A 15365-nucleotide genomic window follows, 5' to 3' on the forward strand; every position below is an offset into this window, starting at 1 on the left:
GTGGGATCAAGAGACGATCGTCTCATTTTTCCTGTGTCAATACTGTTCCGGTGAATACTTACCATCCCGCCCCCCCATCCCGCTCCGGAGATGGTCACCATCCTGATCCTTCAATCCCTTGCCGACTCCAAAGAGCCCATGGCGTCCACCATGCCTGACATCCTGTTGTCACTGCGTCCTGCAATGAGCCTTTCGGAGAAATCCTTTGCATTAATGGTATCAACACCATAAAGCGGCTCAATCACTCAGGGATCAATTCTATGCATCATAAAAGTGCATTTTCAATTTAACTACATGATTAATTGAGGTTATTTGAAAAGACACAGAGATATTTGAGCCTTGGCCGACCCGATAAATGGAAGATCTCTTACAAACAACAAGGACTATTACGAGAATGGAAAGGTGAAAGCAAAAACAACGGGGAGCAGAAGCTCCCCGTTATGCAACCCTACAATGCAATCGTCTAATCAGTGCAGTCCGGCAATATACTTGGACAACACATCGATATCTTGATCGGTCAGTTTCTTGGCCACATCGCGCATCATGCCATTCGGATCGTTATCCCGAGTGCCAGCACGGAACTTGGTCAACTGATCCTTGATGTAAGCCGGATGCTGCCCGGACAAATTCGGATACTTGGCCTGCTCAACTCCGGAACCGCGCGGACCATGACAGGCGGTACAGGCAGCCAAACCACGACTCAAGTCGCCTCCCATATAGAGAGCCTTGCCTGCTTCGACGACATCGTCAGGGACGGCGATCGGCGTCACCTTCTGGCTGGAGAAATAAGCCGCCAGATCATCCATGTCCTGTTCAGACAAAGGCAATGCCATCGGCCCCATCACGGGCGCAACCCGACCAGTTTGGCCGGAAGCGGCTGCCTTGAGTTCAATCAACTGCTTTTTGATATATGATGCGTGCTGACCAGCAATTTTGGGGTACATATCAACCAGGCTGTTTCCGTCCGGTCCATGACAAGCCGCACAAACGGCAGCCTTGGTCTGTCCCGCAGCGGCATCGCCTGTGGCTTGTGCCATCCCCGTTACGCCAACCATCAGAGCAAGAGTAATGACTAGGTTCTTCATGGCGTTCCAACTTTTCGTTATTAGGCTTCCAGATCCCATGCCGCTGAAGGCATGTTAAAATAAACGCGTTTAAGCGACGCCATTTTACACTATTTTACAAAAAAGTAACTCCATAACCCTCTATCTCCATAGGGAATTTACGTTGGATACACAAATTCTGAATTTCAATAAGGTGCATTTTGTGACCAGCGCACCCGACATCCGCCACCTGCCAAATGATGGGGGTGTCGAGATCGCGTTTGCAGGCCGTTCCAATGCCGGCAAGTCATCTGCTTTGAACACCTTGACCAAACACAAGAACCTGGCTCGGACCAGTAAGACCCCGGGCCGTACCCAGCTCATCAACCTGTTCGAACTGGAACCGGGCAAACGTCTGGTCGACCTGCCAGGCTACGGTTATGCCCAAGTTCCGCTGGAAATGAAGCTCAAGTGGCAAAAATCACTGGCAGAGTATCTGCAGCGTCGTGAGTCATTGAAAGGACTGGTGATCTTGATGGACATTCGCCACCCGCTCAAAGACACCGATATGAATATGCTGGAGTGGAGTACTCACCGCGAGCTGCCGGTGATGCTGCTGCTGACCAAGGCGGACAAATTGAGCCCGGGTCCCCGCAACAATCAGGTGATCAAGGTACGTCAAGCTGTTGCCAGCCTGGGTCCGCAGATCCAGGTGGAAGCCTTCTCGTCACTCAGCAATATCGGCGTAGAAAAGCTGGCGAAGACCCTGACCGACTGGTATCTGGCCGGCGCGGATGAAGGTCTCGTCGATGCCGACGAACAGGAGTCTAGCGAGGAGTAATCCGCTCCTCGTCTTTCCTTGCAATTGGCGGAGATCCTCCTCCGCTGATTGAAAGGGTTTCAGATTGATATTTTCTCTCCATTCTTTCTCCCCATCCCCACCCCCACCCTTTACCCGCATCAACAAAGTCATTCTTAATTATCAGATAGATAGAGATTTAATTATCAAAGAGAATTAACCTTTCAAAATTCTGATATCGTTTTCACGCTGGTGCGTGCAAGAAGTAATAAAATCACCTAAAAAGACAATGCTGTAATTTAATTACATTTCACGTACGAGACGGGATAAAAATGAGGCCGAATGACAGTGCTGTCACCCGGCCTGAAACAAGAAGTTCAAAAAATTGGGAAGAAGCTGATTCTTGAGAACCACGACGATAGGTATTTCCTCAAGAAGCACCTCATTCTAACAAATGCACCGGCAAATTAAAGCATTTACTCTAAACACTACGCATAAAAAAACACCCCGACGAGAATCTCATCGGGGCTGCTATTCAGCCACATTCAATTACGTGAAATAAAAGGTCTGAAAGATAGAACATCTTACCTCTGTACCCTACGCCGAGAATCGTACAACAAAGCAGCAAAAAGTGAAAGTAATTTATGTAATTAAATTCCAAACTCGAAACGAGACAAAAAGTCTTTATTTTTCATTTAGATAAAAAAATCCCCAGTACGAATACCGGGGAGTTATAAAGGTGACTAGCTAGCACTTCCTCAACTATCTAGTTAGTCCACGGCGGGCCATAGAAGTTCCGACGCGAAGAAAAAAAACCTGAAAAAATCAAAGGTAGATGGCGCCATCTTCGCCAAACTCTTGTTCTTCAATGAGTTTTTCCGCTATATCCTCAATGTCAAAGCGCACACTTTCGAATGCCCGCACTATGTCACCTTCCTTCGTCAGTACAAGCCCGGTCATTTTCTCCAGTCTGCGGCGGCTGATGTAGCAATTTATCAGCGCACCCATCTGCTGGGCCGGGAAGTGCACCCGCTGCTCTTGAGCTTGCCACTCCATCAAGTCGGGAAAAAGAATACCTTGGTTCATAGAATCCCCAGATTACGCTTCAGCTCTCTCAATACTTGTTTAGTACCTGGCCGGATGCCACGCCACACGGTGAACGCCTCTGCGGCTTGCTCCACCAGCATGCCCAGTCCGTCCATGGCATGACGGGCCCCCTGCTGCCTGGCCCAGGTGATGAAAGGCGTGTCCGTAGCACCATACATCATGTCATAAATGGCGATATCAGCATGAATCAGGGCAGGCGACAGTGGTGGCAACTCACCTTGCAAACTGGCCGAGGTTGAATTGATGACAAGATCGAAAGATCCGCTCAGCTGTTCATAAGTTTGCGCCGTTACCGTGCCCAAATCACTAAACTCGGCAGCCAGCTGTTCGGCTTTGGCGTGAGTGCGATTGGCAATCACTAGTTCGCGTGGTTGTTCGGCCAATAACGGCGCCAAGGCCCCACGAGCCGCGCCACCGGCACCCAGCAACAAGATCCGGCAACCAGCCAGAGACACCTCATGGGATTTCAGGTCAGCTACCAGGCCGGCGCCGTCGGTATTGTCTCCAAGCAACACACCATCGTCGGTCAGCTTGATGGTATTGACTGCCCCGGCCCGCTTGGCCCTGGGGCTCAGTTGATTCACCAATGCGAACGCCTGCTCTTTAAATGGCACCGTGACGTTACACCCCTTGCCCCCCTGGGCAAAAAAATCGTGCAAAGCAGCAGCAAATTGATCGACGGCAGGCTCGGCCAGCCCGTACTCCAACTCTTGTTGAGTCTGTCTGGCAAACAGGGTGTGGATGAAGGGAGATTTGCTATGGCGCACCGGGTGGCCAAAAACCAGATAATGATCCATCAAAGCATTCCAGCAGAGGGCGATGTTCCGATTTAACGGGTTTTCCCTCTCAGGGACAAGCCGAATCTCGGCAACAGAAAGGGGCCGCAGGCGGCCCCTTTTGTCACAGCCACTCTCGAGGCGTGAGGTAATCGCTGTAGAGCAGGGCCTCCGGGCTACCTGCAGCAGGCTGCCAGTCATATTCCCAGCGCGCCAGAGGCGGCATCGACATCAGGATGGATTCGGTGCGCCCCCCAGTCTGCAACCCGAACAAGGTGCCACGGTCATAAACCAGGTTGAACTCTACATAGCGACCACGACGGTAGAGCTGGAATTCTCGCTCCCGCTCACCATAGGGCAAGGCCTTGCGTCGCTCGACAATCGGCAGATAAGCCTCGAGATAGCCTCGGCCCACCGCCTGCATGAAGGCGAAACAGTCGGCAAACGGCCAACGGTTCAAGTCATCGAAGAAGAGGCCCCCTACCCCACGTGTCTCGTTACGATGCTTGAGATAGAAATAGCGGTCACACCACGCCTTGAACTCGGGGTAAATCTCCTCGCCAAAGGGCTGGCAAAGCTCATGGGATACCTGATGCCAGTGCCGCACATCCTCTTCGAACGGATAAAACGGCGTCAGATCGAAACCGCCCCCGAACCACCAGATAGGTTCTTCACCCTCTTTCTCGGCAATGAAAAACCGGACATTGGCATGGCTGGTCGGCACATAGGGGTTATGCGGGTGGATCACCAGCGACACCCCCATGGCTTCGAACCGGCGCCCCGCCAACTCGGGACGATGGGCAGTCGCCGATGCAGGCATCGCATCACCATACACGTGGGAGAAGTTGACCCCCCCCTGCTCGATGACGGCGCCGTGACGCAGCACCCGGGTTCGGCCACCGCCGCCCCCCTCGCGCAGCCAGGCATCCTCAACAAAGTGTCCAGTTCCATCGGCCTGTTCCAGACCGCGACAGATTTCGTCCTGTAGCTGCAACAGGAAGGCCTTGACCTCGGCCACATCCGGTTTGCTCATCTTGTCTCCAGTGAGGCAGGATCTGTTCGCCCTGTCCTTGTTATTGTGCGATTGTGGCGCCCTCGACGCCCGTCATAGCCAAGCCAAGTTCACCGTCCGGGTCAGGAAGCCCGGATGATGGCGCCGGTTCTGGCATCCTTGATTTCTGATGGATTCGCCTGACCACCAACCTCTCCGGGCAGAATATAGGCCAGCTGGCTTGCCAGCAATTCTCCAATATCCGCCACCCGGCGGGCAGGCTCCTCACCGGTCAGGTTGGCACTGGTAGAGACCAGCGGTTTGCCAAAAGCACGGCACAGGGCCTGCACCTGAGGATGTGCCGTCACCCGAACAGCCAGAGTATTGAACTGGCCAGTCAACCATGAAGGGGTATTTGGTTTGGCGGGCATGATCCAGGTAAAGGGACCTGGCCAGCTCTCTTCGACCCGTTGGCGCTGTTCATCGCTCAGCTGATCCAGGTCGATATAATCCTGCAACTGCGCCAGCTCGGCTGCGATCAGGATAAGACCCTTCTCCACCGGACGTTGCTTGATGGCCAGCAAGCGCTGGACCGCCGGTTCGGAATCAGGATCACAACCCAGACCAAATACGGCCTCGGTGGCATAGGCAATTACCCCTTCCTGGCGAAGGGCTGCAACGGCGCGTTCAAATTCGTTGGACATAACACATGCGGCAGTCGGGCTGCCACCTCATCATTGGGTTGAACCTGTTACATGACCGCCACCGCTGTGATCGCACTTTCCAGAGAGGAAAATAGCGCTCAATCGGATAACAGCCACATCATTTAATCTACGTTGAGTCGTACCTGCAGTGCGGCCCCCCTGGCTACCATCTCCTCAATCTTGAGCTGGCGTTTGGCACACCCTTGGCTGCCCACGCATCATCCCTCACCACCAGCATCTGAGCAACCAGCTCTTTGAGCAAACCACTATAGATGGGAACCCCCATCATGGAACGGGCGTGATGCTGGCAATGGCTTGTCTGATGAATCGCCCGGCCAATGGCACATATTGAGACCTGGCAGCCACGGGCCTCTAGGTCGGTCACCGACTGAGAGATGACTGGCAGAGTACGGAGATGACGCTAACTTCAGCCTTGATCTCAAGCGAGTTGAGCTTATCGAGAGCAGTTTGCATACGGGAAAGGTTGGATCAGAACCCAGTGATACGGTAACGAAGGGCTATGTATGGCAGGTAATTTCCCTAGTCCAAAGGATTGAATTTACTAGCAATGCTGCAACCTGGTTGTGCAGCGGACTTATAACCGCTCACTTTGATGGCCACATTTCTTTTGCGGGCACACCCAGCGCAACGCACCCCTCACTTTTTTCTCTACCATGATGCCCCAACCACACTCGGGACATGGCATGGGGATAGGTTTGTCGTTCACCACATATTTGCAATGGGGGTAAGCATCACAGGAGTAAAACTGCTTGCCATAGCGAGAGGTTCGGCTCACCAGATGCCCCTTGCCACAATCAGGACACAGGATCTGGGTGTCATCACTTTCCTGCAGGGATTCGATATGCTGGCAGGCCGGATACTGGGTGCATCCCACAAACAGGCCATAACGACCCTTTTTGATCGCCAGGGGATGACCGCAATCCGGGCAGACGGAACCTTCGAGCACTTTTTCGATATCACGACCGGATGGCGTCAGGGAGCGGATATAGTCGCAGGAAGGGTAGGCGGAGCAGCCAAGAAACAAGCCATGTTTGCCCTGACGGATCACCAGCTCGGCGCCACATTGCGGGCAGGGCTCGCGCTCGAACGCATGCTCATGGGCAGAGAAGAGGTGGTGATCGATTTTTGACATGTGCCGCGCCTTGAAATCCAGATGCTCCAGATTCTACCAGCGCGGCGGCGGACTGTCAGTGGATGACGCCGTCTGACTCGTCAAACACCAGCTCTTCCATCTGCTGATATGCGTTTTCACTGCCGGGGACGTTGAACAGCACCATCATGACAACCCATTTCAGGTCATCCAGCTCGATATCCGGCTTGTCCAGCTCAAGCAGGCGCTCGATGCAGATTTCACGGGTTTCGGCATTCAGTACCTGAGCCTGCTCCAGGAAAAGCAGGAAGCCACGACATTCCGTGCTGAGGCGAGCCAGCTCTTGCGGGGCGTAGATACGCATCGAACCTTGCGCGCTGGCGGAGACGTACACCTCCCGCTCGCTATCATGCAGATTGGCCAGCCGCTCCAGCCAGCTGAGCGCTTTTTCGATCTCGTCTTTGTCGAAACCGGCACGGCTCAACTCGTCGGTGAGCTCGTCCTGTTCCACCATCACATCTGCATCGCTGTGGATGTAGGTCTCGAAAAGGTACATCAATACATCAAACATGATTCGCCCTCCTCGTTCTGACGTATCCACCGGCTACCGCCATCACTGCCCCGGCCAGTTCCAGCTCCACCAACCTGCCCAGTACCACTTCGACAGGGAGCTGAGCCCGTTCGGCGACGGTATCCACGCTCGTGGTCTCATAACCTACGTTATCCAACAAATCGGCATAAGGCAATTCGCTATTAATCTGTGGTGCAGGAGCCACTCGTTGCCTTTGCCAAGATCCCATCAACATGGGCAGCTCTTCCACTATATCGGCTGCATTCAGCACAAGTTTGGCACCTTGTTGAATTAATCTGTTGCAGCCCGTCGCTTGTTCATTTTGAGGGGCACCGGGAACCGCAAAAACCTCGCGCCCCTGCTCAAGCGCATAACGAGCGGTGATCAGCGAGCCACTCTGCTCGGTCGCCTCCACCACCAGAGTCCCCAAAGAGAGGCCGCTGATAATGCGATTACGGCGAGGAAAATGCTCGGCAAGCGGTCCCTTGTCCGGCGCAAACTCGGAGACAAGCAAACCACCACGCTCCAGAATATTAACCGCCAGCCCCTGATGACGCTTGGGATAGATACAGTCAAGGCCGGAGCCCAATACGGCAAGTGTGACACAGCCACTCGTCAAGGCCTGCTGATGACAGATGCCATCGATCCCCAGCGCCAGTCCTGAGGTTATCGCCAGCCCGCACGCTACCAGCTCGGCACACAGACGCGCAGCATTGTCTTTGCCGGCATAGGTAGGATGACGGGTGCCGACCATGGCCAGCTGCGGCAACACCAGGGCTGACAAATCACCACGACAATAGAGCAACAAGGGGGCCGCCGGGATTTCACCCAGCAAAGCCGGGTAGGCCGGATGATCACGAGGAACAAGATGATTACCGGGATCACAGGCCCACCTCAGCCCCCCTTCAACAACCGGTGATGGCCATCTTAACTGTCTGATCTGCTCGGAAGAGAGTCCCATGCCATGCAGACTGGCTTCATCGCTCTCAAACAATGTCAGGATGTCGCCACCCACCCGTTCCAGCAAACGAGAAGCCGTCACAGGGCCGATCCCCGTGACGGCTTCCAATGTCAGCCAGAGGGCCAGCCGCCCGTCGGGATAGTTCACCTCAGAAATGGGTAACCTGATAACCCGAACTCACCATGTCGTTGCTCTGCATGATGAGACCGTAACTCAGCTTGTCATACACCTTGAACAACATGACTCTGGCAATGGCTTCAGAAGGCAGAGCCGCTTTGCGGTTGTTGCTGTGAAACACCTTGTCATAGACAGATGACAGCTCTCTGTACTGCACCTTGCCATTTTTGGTCACCAAGCCGGCACCCGGGCGACGTATGTCCAGCACATCCCCCGCCGCCAGCAGATCCCGGCTTCCCTTGTTGATGAGTACCACATCAAATTTGCCACCGCCACGGGTCTTGTTGAGCAAGTCAACAATATAGCCAGGGGTAATGGTCGGCGCAGCCTTGGGCATAAAGACCGCGGGTAGACTCTCTTGCTCGGGCAACACCATCACCTTGTCACCCTGCATGACTTCACGCTGGTTATGGGTGAGGGTTGCCTCGGTCCGGTTGCCATCCAGGCGGGCCACGGCACGGATCGTGCCAGCAAAAATCGCTTCCTGGCCAAGCAATTCACCCGTTTCGCGATCCTTGTAGATGACGCCGGGATGATAGATGCCATAATTCTGGCCCGGAACCAGATCCCCTTGCACGTAGAGGGTATCCCCCTCCAGCATGCCAATATGTTTCTTGTCCGACCCCAGCACATAAGGCAGGCTCTTCTGCTGGCGAGTGTCCGCCAGAATATGATCGGTTTGCAGGAAGGGGCCTATCTCGCTGATGGGCAGCGTGGGAATCGGGTTGGCCTTGTTCTCGTAACGGCTCTTGGGGCTGAGACGGATGACCTGCTTGCCCCCCTGCGTCGCTTTGCCCAAGCGTGGTTCGCCATTGACCCAGCTCAGGTGCAGCACATCACCGGGGTAGATCCAGTGCGGATTGGCAATCTGCGGATTGATGTTCCAGAGACGGGGCCAGAGCCAGGGCTCGGCCAGATACTTGCCGGAGATATCCCACAGGGTGTCTCCTTTCTGCACCACATAGCTCTCGGGGTAGCCTGCTTTCAGCTTCAGCTGATCGGCCAGAATGCCCTGACTCACGGTGGCCAGCAGGCAGGCAAAGATGGTTTGCTTCAGATACATAACACTCCCTGTTACTTCTGCGCGCAAAGTGTTGCTGTTTTTTGTCGGCGTAAATGACTAGAATTACGCCAATATTGACTGCATTTATACGAAACTAAAGAAAAAACTATGGCCATTCTAGATGTATTGCGTTTCCCCGATGAGCGTCTGCGTACAATCGCAGCCCCTGTCGAGACCTTTACACCCGAGTTACAACAGATTGTAGATGATATGTTCGAAACCATGTACGCGGAGGAAGGCATTGGCCTGGCCGCGACTCAGGTCGACATTCATCAGCGCATCATAGTGATCGATGTCTCTGAAAACCGTGAACATCCTCTGGTATTGATCAACCCGGAGATAATTGCGCAGAGTGGCAGCACTGGTATCGAAGAAGGCTGTCTCTCCGTCCCGGGCAGCCGGGCTCTGGTTCCCCGTTTCGAACAGGTCAAGATCCGGGCTCTGGATCGTCACGGCAAGCCCTTTGAACTGGAGGCCGACGATCTGCTCGCCATCTGCATCCAACATGAGATGGATCATTTGATGGGCAAACTCTTTGTGGATTACCTGTCGCCGCTCAAGCGCCAGCGCATCCGCCAAAAGCTGGAAAAAATGGCCCGAGAAGATCGCAAAGCCCTTTGAGGATCTGCTGCATTGAATAAGTTGAAACTGATTTTTGCCGGTACTCCCGACTTCGCCGCCCGTCACCTGGCGGCGTTGTTGTCTTCCGACCATGAGGTCGTCGCCGCTTACACCCAGCCGGACAAGCCGGCCGGCCGCGGCCAGAAACTCACCGCCAGCCCGGTCAAGGAACTGGCCCTCGCCCATAATCTGCCGGTCTACCAGCCCGCCTCCCTGCGCAACGAAGAGGCGCAGGCTGAACTGGCGTCACTGGGCGCCGATCTGATGGTCGTGGTGGCCTATGGCCTGATCTTGCCCAAGGCCGTGCTCGATACCCCGCGTCTGGGTTGCATCAATGTGCATGGCTCCCTGCTGCCGCGCTGGCGTGGTGCTGCTCCTATTCAGCGAGCCATCTGGGCTGGCGATGCCGAGACCGGCGTGACCATCATGCAGATGGATGTGGGGCTGGATACCGGCGCCATGATCCGCAAGGTGAGCTGCCCCATCGCAGCCGACGAAACCTCCACCAGCCTCTATGACAAACTGGCCGAACTGGGCCCGCAGGCGCTGGTCGACACCGTCGATGCCATGGCTGCCGGCAACACGACCGCCGAGCCGCAGGACGATGCCCTGGCCAACTATGCCCAGAAGCTCTCCAAGGAAGAGGCCCGCATCGACTGGACGATGGACGCCGTCGCTATCGAGCGCTGCATCCGCGCCTTCAATCCCTGGCCCATCAGTTGGTGCGAGGTCGCCGGTCAGACCATCAAGGTGTGGCAGGCCGAGGTCATCGAGCACGAACACGGCCAGAGTGCCGGTACCCTGCTCAAGGCCGACAAGCAGGGGATCGATATCGCCACCGGCAAGGGTGTGCTGCGCCTGCTGACCCTGCAACCGCCCGGCAAGAAAGCCATGTCCGTCACGGATCTGCTCAACTCTCGCCGCGACTGGTTTGAACCCGGCACGCAATTGAATTGAAACAAGCGGGGCTCAGGCCCCGACTTGCGCATCTAAGGTAATCATATGAAAACACGTGCACAGGCCGCTCTCGTCATTCAACAGGTGCTGGATCAGGGCCAGTCCCTCTCAGCCGTACTGCCTGCTGCTCAAGAGAAGGTTGCGCCTCGCGATCGCGCCCTCCTGCAAGAACTCTGCTACGGCACCCTGCGCTGGCTGCCCCGCCTCGATGCGGCGGTCGGCGAGATGATGGACAAACCGCTCAAGAACAAGAGCCGTATCTTCCACTACCTGATCCTGGTCGGCCTCTACCAACTCATTTACACCCGGATTCCGGCCCACGCCGCAGTGGCCGAGACCGTCAATGCCGTCAAGCTGCTCAAGGGATCTTCCTTGCGCGGCCTCATCAACGGCGTGCTGCGCAACTTCCAGCGCAGCGCCGAAGTCATTCTGCTGCGCATCGACCGCGTCCCCAGCATTCGCCTCGGTCATCCCGAGTGGCTCACCAAGCGCCTGCGTCAGGCCTATCCCGACGAGTGGGAATTCATCATGGAGGCCAACAACCAGCGCCCGCCCATGTGGATCCGCAACAATAGCCAGCGCCAGAGCCGCGACCAGATGCTGGCACGCATGGCCGAAGCCGGCATCAATGCAGTGGCTGGTGAAGAGGGTGAGGACTGCATCCTGCTGGAGCGCCCCTGCGACGTGGCCAAGCTACCCGGTTTCGAGGTGGGTGACTGCTCGGTACAGGATGGTGCGGCCCAACAGGCCGCAGCCCTGCTCGACCCGCAGCCGGGTGAGTGGGTGCTGGATGCCTGCGCTGCTCCTGGCGGTAAGACCGCACACCTGCTGGAACGCCAACCCAAGCTGGCAGGCGTCGTCGCGGTCGATGCCGACGAACACCGCCTGACTCGGGTACGGGAAAACCTGGAGCGCATCAGCCTCACCGCCCAAGTGATCCACGGCGATGCCAGCGCGCCGGAACAGTGGTGGCCAGATGGGCAGTTTGATCGCATCCTGCTGGATGCCCCCTGCTCCGCGACCGGCGTCATCCGCCGTCACCCCGACATCAAGTGGCTGCGCCGGGATCAGGACATTCGTGAACTGGCCGAGCTGCAGCGCCGCATCCTCAACGCACTCTGGGCAAAGCTGAAGAGCGGCGGTACCCTGCTCTACGCAACTTGCTCCGTACTGCCGGAGGAGAATCGCGAACAGATCCGCGCCTTCCTGGCGGCGACGCCGGATGCCACCCTGGTGCCACTGCACGCAGAAGACACGCCGGAGTGCCCGGGGCGTCAGTTCCTGCCGGGCGAGGCCGAAATGGACGGCTTCTACTATGCCAAGCTGATCAAGCAGTGAGCCCGGCATGTCCGGCATCATTCGGGAGCCCCGCCTGGCCTGTGCTGGCGGCCCCCTTTACCGCACCAACGTGAGTAAACGGTCCGTATGAAGATCATCATTCTGGGCGCCGGCCAGGTCGGCGGCACCCTGGCCGAGAACCTGGCCGGGGAGAACAACGACATCACCATCGTCGATACCGACAGCGAGCGGCTGCGCGAGTTGCAGGACAAGTTCGATCTGCGAGTGGTCAATGGCCACGGCGCCCACCCCAAGGTGCTGCGCGAGGCGGGCGCCCAGGATGCCGACATGCTGGTGGCCGTCACCAACAGCGACGAAACCAACATGATCGCCTGCCAGGTGGCCTACTCCCTGTTCAACACGCCGAACAAGGTGGCGCGGATCCGCTCACCGGCCTATCTGACCGAGCGGGATCGTCTGTTCTTGCCGGAATCCGTGCCGGTGGATCACCTGATCGCCCCCGAGCAACTGGTGACCGACTATGTGCGGCGCCTCATCGAATATCCGGGGGCTCTGCAGGTAGTGGATTTCGCCGGTGGCCGGGTCGGCCTGGTGGCGGTCAAGGCCTACTACGGCGGCCCGTTGGTGGGCAATGCCCTCTCCACCCTGCGTGAACATATGCCCAACATCGAGACCCGGGTGGCTGCCATCTTCCGTCAGGGACGCCCCATCCGCCCGCAAGGCACCACCATCATAGAAGCGGATGACGAGGTCTTCTTCGTCGCCGCCGCCGGCCATATCCGTGCCGTGATGTCGGAGCTGCAGCGACTCGAGAGCCCCTACCGGCGCATCATGATCGTCGGAGGCGGCAATATCGGCGCCGGCCTCGCCCGCCAGCTGGAGAAGCGCTACAGCGTCAAGCTCATCGAGCGCAACCTGAAGCGGGCCGAGCAACTCTCCGAGTTGCTGGAAAACACCATCGTCTTCTGCGGCGATGCGGCGGATCAGGAGCTGCTGGCGGAGGAGCACATCGACCAGATCGATGTCTTCATCGCGGTGACCAACGAGGACGAGGCCAACATCATGTCGGCCCTGCTCGCCAAGAAGATGGGCGCCAAGAAGACCATGGTACTGATCCAGCGCGGCGCCTACGTGGATCTGGTGCAGGGTGGCTCCATCGACATCGCCATCTCGCCCCAGCAGGCCACCATTTCGGCCCTGCTGACCCACGTGCGACGGGCCGATATCGCCAACGTCTACAGTCTGCGCCGCGGTGCCGCCGAGGCCATCGAGGCTATCGCCCACGGCGACGAAAACACCTCCAAGGTGGTGGGCAAGACGGTGGGCGAGCTCAAGCTGCCGCCCGGCACCACTATCGGTGCCGTGGTTCGGGGGGATGAAGTACTGATCGCCCACGACCGTACGCAGATCCAGCAAGATGACCATGTGGTCATGTTCCTGGTGGACAAGAAGTACATTCCGGAAGTGGAGCGGCTGTTCCAGCCAAGCCCCTTCTTCCTGTAACGTTCAAATGCGTACAGACAGCCAAATCCGACCCGGCCTGCTCCCTCCAAGGGAATGGTCCGGGTCTTTTTTTAATCAACGACCAGGTTATCCGGCATGATCAAGCTGCGACCTATCATCTTCACTCTCGGACTGGTGCTCTCCAAGCTGGCGCTCTTCATGTGGCTGCCCACCCTGCTGGCACTGCTGACCGGCTCCGAAGGCTTCGTCGAATTTCTCAAGTCGGTGCTCATCACCCATGGCGCCGCCCTGCTCTGCCTCCACTATGGCCGCAAGGCGGAGTTTCACCTCGGGGTGCGGGAGATGTTTCTGCTCACCACCTCGGTCTGGGTAGTGGCATGCGTCTTTGGCGCCTTGCCGTTCGTCTTCATCACTCACATCACGTTTGCTGACGCCTACTTCGAAACCATGTCGGGAGTGACCACCACCGGCTCCACCGTGCTCTCCGGGCTCGACAACATGGCCCACAGCATCCTGTTGTGGCGATCCATCCTGCAGTGGCTTGGCGGGGTCGGTTTCATCGTGATGGCGGTAGCAGTACTGCCCTACCTCAACGTCGGTGGCATGAAGCTGTTCCAGACCGAAAGCTCGGATTGGTCCGACAAGAGCGCTCCGCGCGCCAAAACGGTGGCCAACAATATCGTCGTGGTCTATCTGGTGCTCTCCATGCTCTGCTTCATGGCCTACTGGGCGAGCGGCATGACCATGTTTGAGGCGGTCAATCACGCCATGACTACCCTGAGTACCGGCGGCTACTCCACTTCTGACCAATCCATGTCCCACTTCTCCCCCTCTGCCCACTGGATCGGTACCGTCTTCATGTTCCTGGGCGGCCTGCCCTTCCTGCTTTATGTGCAGAGCCTCAATCACAGGGACTACAGCCTGTTCAAGGATGCCCAGGTGCGGGGCTTCTTCTGGCTGGTGGTTTGGGTCACCCTCATCATGACCCTCTACCTGTGGCAGCGGGACGTATTCGATTTCTGGGACGCCCTGCGCATCAGCAGCTTCAATATCGTCTCTGTACTCACCACCACGGGTTACGGCCTCGGCGACTTCGGCACCTGGGGGCCGCTCACCAGCATTCTCTTCATCGTGCTGCTGGCGCTGGGGGCCTGCTCCGGCTCGACGGCGGGGGGCCTGAAGATATTCCGTATTCAGGTTGCTTTCGCCCTGTTCAAGAAGCAGATGCGCCAGCTGATGCACCCCTCCGCCGTGTTTCCACAGAAATACAACGGCCGCACCGTCAATGACGCCATCATCCGCTCCATGATCTCCTTCGTGCTGGCCTACTTCGCCATCATACTGGTGATCGCCGCCTTGCTCGGCGCCATCGGGCTGGACCCGCTCACCTCCATCTCCAGCGCCATCACGGCGGTGGCCAACGTGGGTCCCGGGATGGGACCTGTGGTCGGTCCCAGCACCAACTTCGCCAGCCTGCCCGATTCGGCCAAGTGGTTGATGTCGTTCGGCATGCTGTTGGGGCGCCTCGAGATCCTGACCGTCGCCGTGCTCTTCTTCCCCTCGTTCTGGCGCCAGTAAGCGCTACCGACGAAGCAATGAAAAAGCCGCGAGTCTCACGACCCGCGGCTTTTGTTTATCCACTGCCCTGCCTCGCCATCAGTAATGCATGGGTTGAACAGAGCAGTGCCAGACAATAAAAGCGGGCCCAAACCAGAGGTTTG

15 protein-coding genes are annotated in these 15365 nt (G+C 57.1%); 6 read left to right on the forward strand and 9 right to left on the reverse strand.

Features of this window, described 5'->3' with window-relative positions:
* Positions 1–467: 467 nt before the first annotated feature.
* Positions 468–1085, reverse strand: coding sequence for a cytochrome c (locus tag I6L37_RS03140; RefSeq protein WP_026456285.1), 618 nt, complete (start codon positions 1083–1085; stop codon positions 468–470).
* Positions 1086–1227: 142 nt separating this feature from the next.
* Here I6L37_RS03140 and yihA point away from each other — a divergent pair, with 142 nt between their 5' ends.
* Positions 1228–1884, forward strand: coding sequence for a ribosome biogenesis GTP-binding protein YihA/YsxC (gene yihA, locus I6L37_RS03145; protein WP_026456286.1), 657 nt, complete (start codon positions 1228–1230; stop codon positions 1882–1884).
* 783 nt (positions 1885–2667) lie between these two features.
* Here yihA and I6L37_RS03150 read toward each other — a convergent pair.
* The 8 genes from I6L37_RS03150 to I6L37_RS03185 form a co-directional block, all read right to left on the reverse strand.
* Positions 2668–2928 carry a DUF1488 domain-containing protein gene (locus tag I6L37_RS03150; protein ID WP_026458214.1) on the reverse strand — a complete coding sequence of 87 codons (261 nt, stop codon included), beginning with the start codon at positions 2926–2928 and terminating at the stop codon, positions 2668–2670.
* Complete coding sequence (gene aroE, locus I6L37_RS03155; protein WP_216993247.1) at positions 2925–3746, reverse strand: shikimate dehydrogenase; 822 nt, start codon at positions 3744–3746, stop codon at positions 2925–2927. The genes I6L37_RS03150 and aroE overlap by 4 nt, the downstream gene beginning before the upstream one ends.
* Before the next feature lie 103 nt (positions 3747–3849).
* On the reverse strand, positions 3850–4758 hold the full coding sequence (gene hemF / locus I6L37_RS03160; protein WP_216993248.1) for an oxygen-dependent coproporphyrinogen oxidase: 909 nt from the start codon (positions 4756–4758) through the stop codon (positions 3850–3852).
* Between the two features lie 101 nt (positions 4759–4859).
* Entirely contained in the window at positions 4860–5420 is a 561-nt protein-coding gene (locus I6L37_RS03165; RefSeq protein ID WP_216993249.1) for a Sua5/YciO/YrdC/YwlC family protein, read from the reverse strand.
* A gap of 595 nt (positions 5421–6015) precedes the next feature.
* Positions 6016–6573: a type I DNA topoisomerase gene (locus tag I6L37_RS03170; RefSeq protein WP_082043443.1), complete on the reverse strand. Its 558-nt coding sequence runs from the start codon at positions 6571–6573 to the stop codon at positions 6016–6018.
* 55 nt (positions 6574–6628) lie between these two features.
* The gene (locus I6L37_RS03175) at positions 6629–7102 is read right to left on the reverse strand and encodes a DUF494 family protein (RefSeq protein ID WP_042072540.1); all 474 of its coding nucleotides are present in this window, start codon (positions 7100–7102) and stop codon (positions 6629–6631) included.
* Positions 7095–8210: a DNA-processing protein DprA gene (gene dprA / locus I6L37_RS03180; protein WP_216993250.1), complete on the reverse strand. Its 1116-nt coding sequence runs from the start codon at positions 8208–8210 to the stop codon at positions 7095–7097. The genes I6L37_RS03175 and dprA overlap by 8 nt, the downstream gene beginning before the upstream one ends.
* Before the next feature lies 1 nt (position 8211).
* Complete coding sequence (locus I6L37_RS03185; RefSeq protein WP_216993251.1) at positions 8212–9303, reverse strand: LysM peptidoglycan-binding domain-containing protein; 1092 nt, start codon at positions 9301–9303, stop codon at positions 8212–8214.
* Positions 9304–9411: 108 nt separating this feature from the next.
* Here I6L37_RS03185 and def point away from each other — a divergent pair, with 108 nt between their 5' ends.
* From def to I6L37_RS03210, 5 genes are all read left to right on the forward strand, one after another.
* Positions 9412–9924, forward strand: a complete 513-nt coding sequence (gene def, locus I6L37_RS03190; protein ID WP_026456707.1) for a peptide deformylase — start codon at positions 9412–9414, stop codon at positions 9922–9924.
* A 12-nt stretch (positions 9925–9936) separates the two neighbouring features.
* The gene (gene fmt, locus I6L37_RS03195) at positions 9937–10881 is read left to right on the forward strand and encodes a methionyl-tRNA formyltransferase (protein ID WP_216993252.1); all 945 of its coding nucleotides are present in this window, start codon (positions 9937–9939) and stop codon (positions 10879–10881) included.
* A gap of 45 nt (positions 10882–10926) precedes the next feature.
* On the forward strand, positions 10927–12219 hold the full coding sequence (gene rsmB / locus I6L37_RS03200) for a 16S rRNA (cytosine(967)-C(5))-methyltransferase RsmB (RefSeq protein ID WP_216993253.1): 1293 nt from the start codon (positions 10927–10929) through the stop codon (positions 12217–12219).
* Between the two features lie 87 nt (positions 12220–12306).
* Entirely contained in the window at positions 12307–13683 is a 1377-nt protein-coding gene (trkA, locus tag I6L37_RS03205) for a Trk system potassium transporter TrkA (protein WP_042025290.1), read from the forward strand.
* Positions 13684–13779: 96 nt separating this feature from the next.
* Positions 13780–15222 (forward strand): TrkH family potassium uptake protein, encoded by a 1443-nt coding sequence (locus I6L37_RS03210; RefSeq protein WP_042072547.1) that lies wholly within the window; start codon positions 13780–13782, stop codon positions 15220–15222.
* Positions 15223–15365: the final 143 nt, after the last annotated feature.

It is taken from the genome of Aeromonas sp. FDAARGOS 1407, assembly GCF_019048725.1.
In the GTDB taxonomy this organism is placed as follows: Bacteria; Pseudomonadota; Gammaproteobacteria; order Enterobacterales; family Aeromonadaceae; genus Aeromonas; species Aeromonas enteropelogenes.

What these genes read in the sequence shown, in the direction of transcription:
- I6L37_RS03140 (WP_026456285.1), bottom strand. Translation starts at nt 1,085, where the DNA reads ATGAAGAACCTAGTCATTACTCTTGCTCTGATGGTTGGCGTAACGGGG.
- def (WP_026456707.1), top strand. Translation starts at nt 9,412, where the DNA reads ATGGCCATTCTAGATGTATTGCGTTTCCCCGATGAGCGTCTGCGTACA.
- hemF (WP_216993248.1), bottom strand. Translation starts at nt 4,758, where the DNA reads ATGAGCAAACCGGATGTGGCCGAGGTCAAGGCCTTCCTGTTGCAGCTA.
- I6L37_RS03150 (WP_026458214.1), bottom strand. Translation starts at nt 2,928, where the DNA reads ATGAACCAAGGTATTCTTTTTCCCGACTTGATGGAGTGGCAAGCTCAA.
- aroE (WP_216993247.1), bottom strand. Translation starts at nt 3,746, where the DNA reads ATGGATCATTATCTGGTTTTTGGCCACCCGGTGCGCCATAGCAAATCT.
- I6L37_RS03175 (WP_042072540.1), bottom strand. Translation starts at nt 7,102, where the DNA reads ATGTTTGATGTATTGATGTACCTTTTCGAGACCTACATCCACAGCGAT.
- I6L37_RS03185 (WP_216993251.1), bottom strand. Translation starts at nt 9,303, where the DNA reads ATGTATCTGAAGCAAACCATCTTTGCCTGCCTGCTGGCCACCGTGAGT.
- I6L37_RS03210 (WP_042072547.1), top strand. Translation starts at nt 13,780, where the DNA reads ATGATCAAGCTGCGACCTATCATCTTCACTCTCGGACTGGTGCTCTCC.
- I6L37_RS03165 (WP_216993249.1), bottom strand. Translation starts at nt 5,420, where the DNA reads ATGTCCAACGAATTTGAACGCGCCGTTGCAGCCCTTCGCCAGGAAGGG.
- trkA (WP_042025290.1), top strand. Translation starts at nt 12,307, where the DNA reads ATGAAGATCATCATTCTGGGCGCCGGCCAGGTCGGCGGCACCCTGGCC.
- rsmB (WP_216993253.1), top strand. Translation starts at nt 10,927, where the DNA reads ATGAAAACACGTGCACAGGCCGCTCTCGTCATTCAACAGGTGCTGGAT.
- I6L37_RS03170 (WP_082043443.1), bottom strand. Translation starts at nt 6,573, where the DNA reads ATGTCAAAAATCGATCACCACCTCTTCTCTGCCCATGAGCATGCGTTC.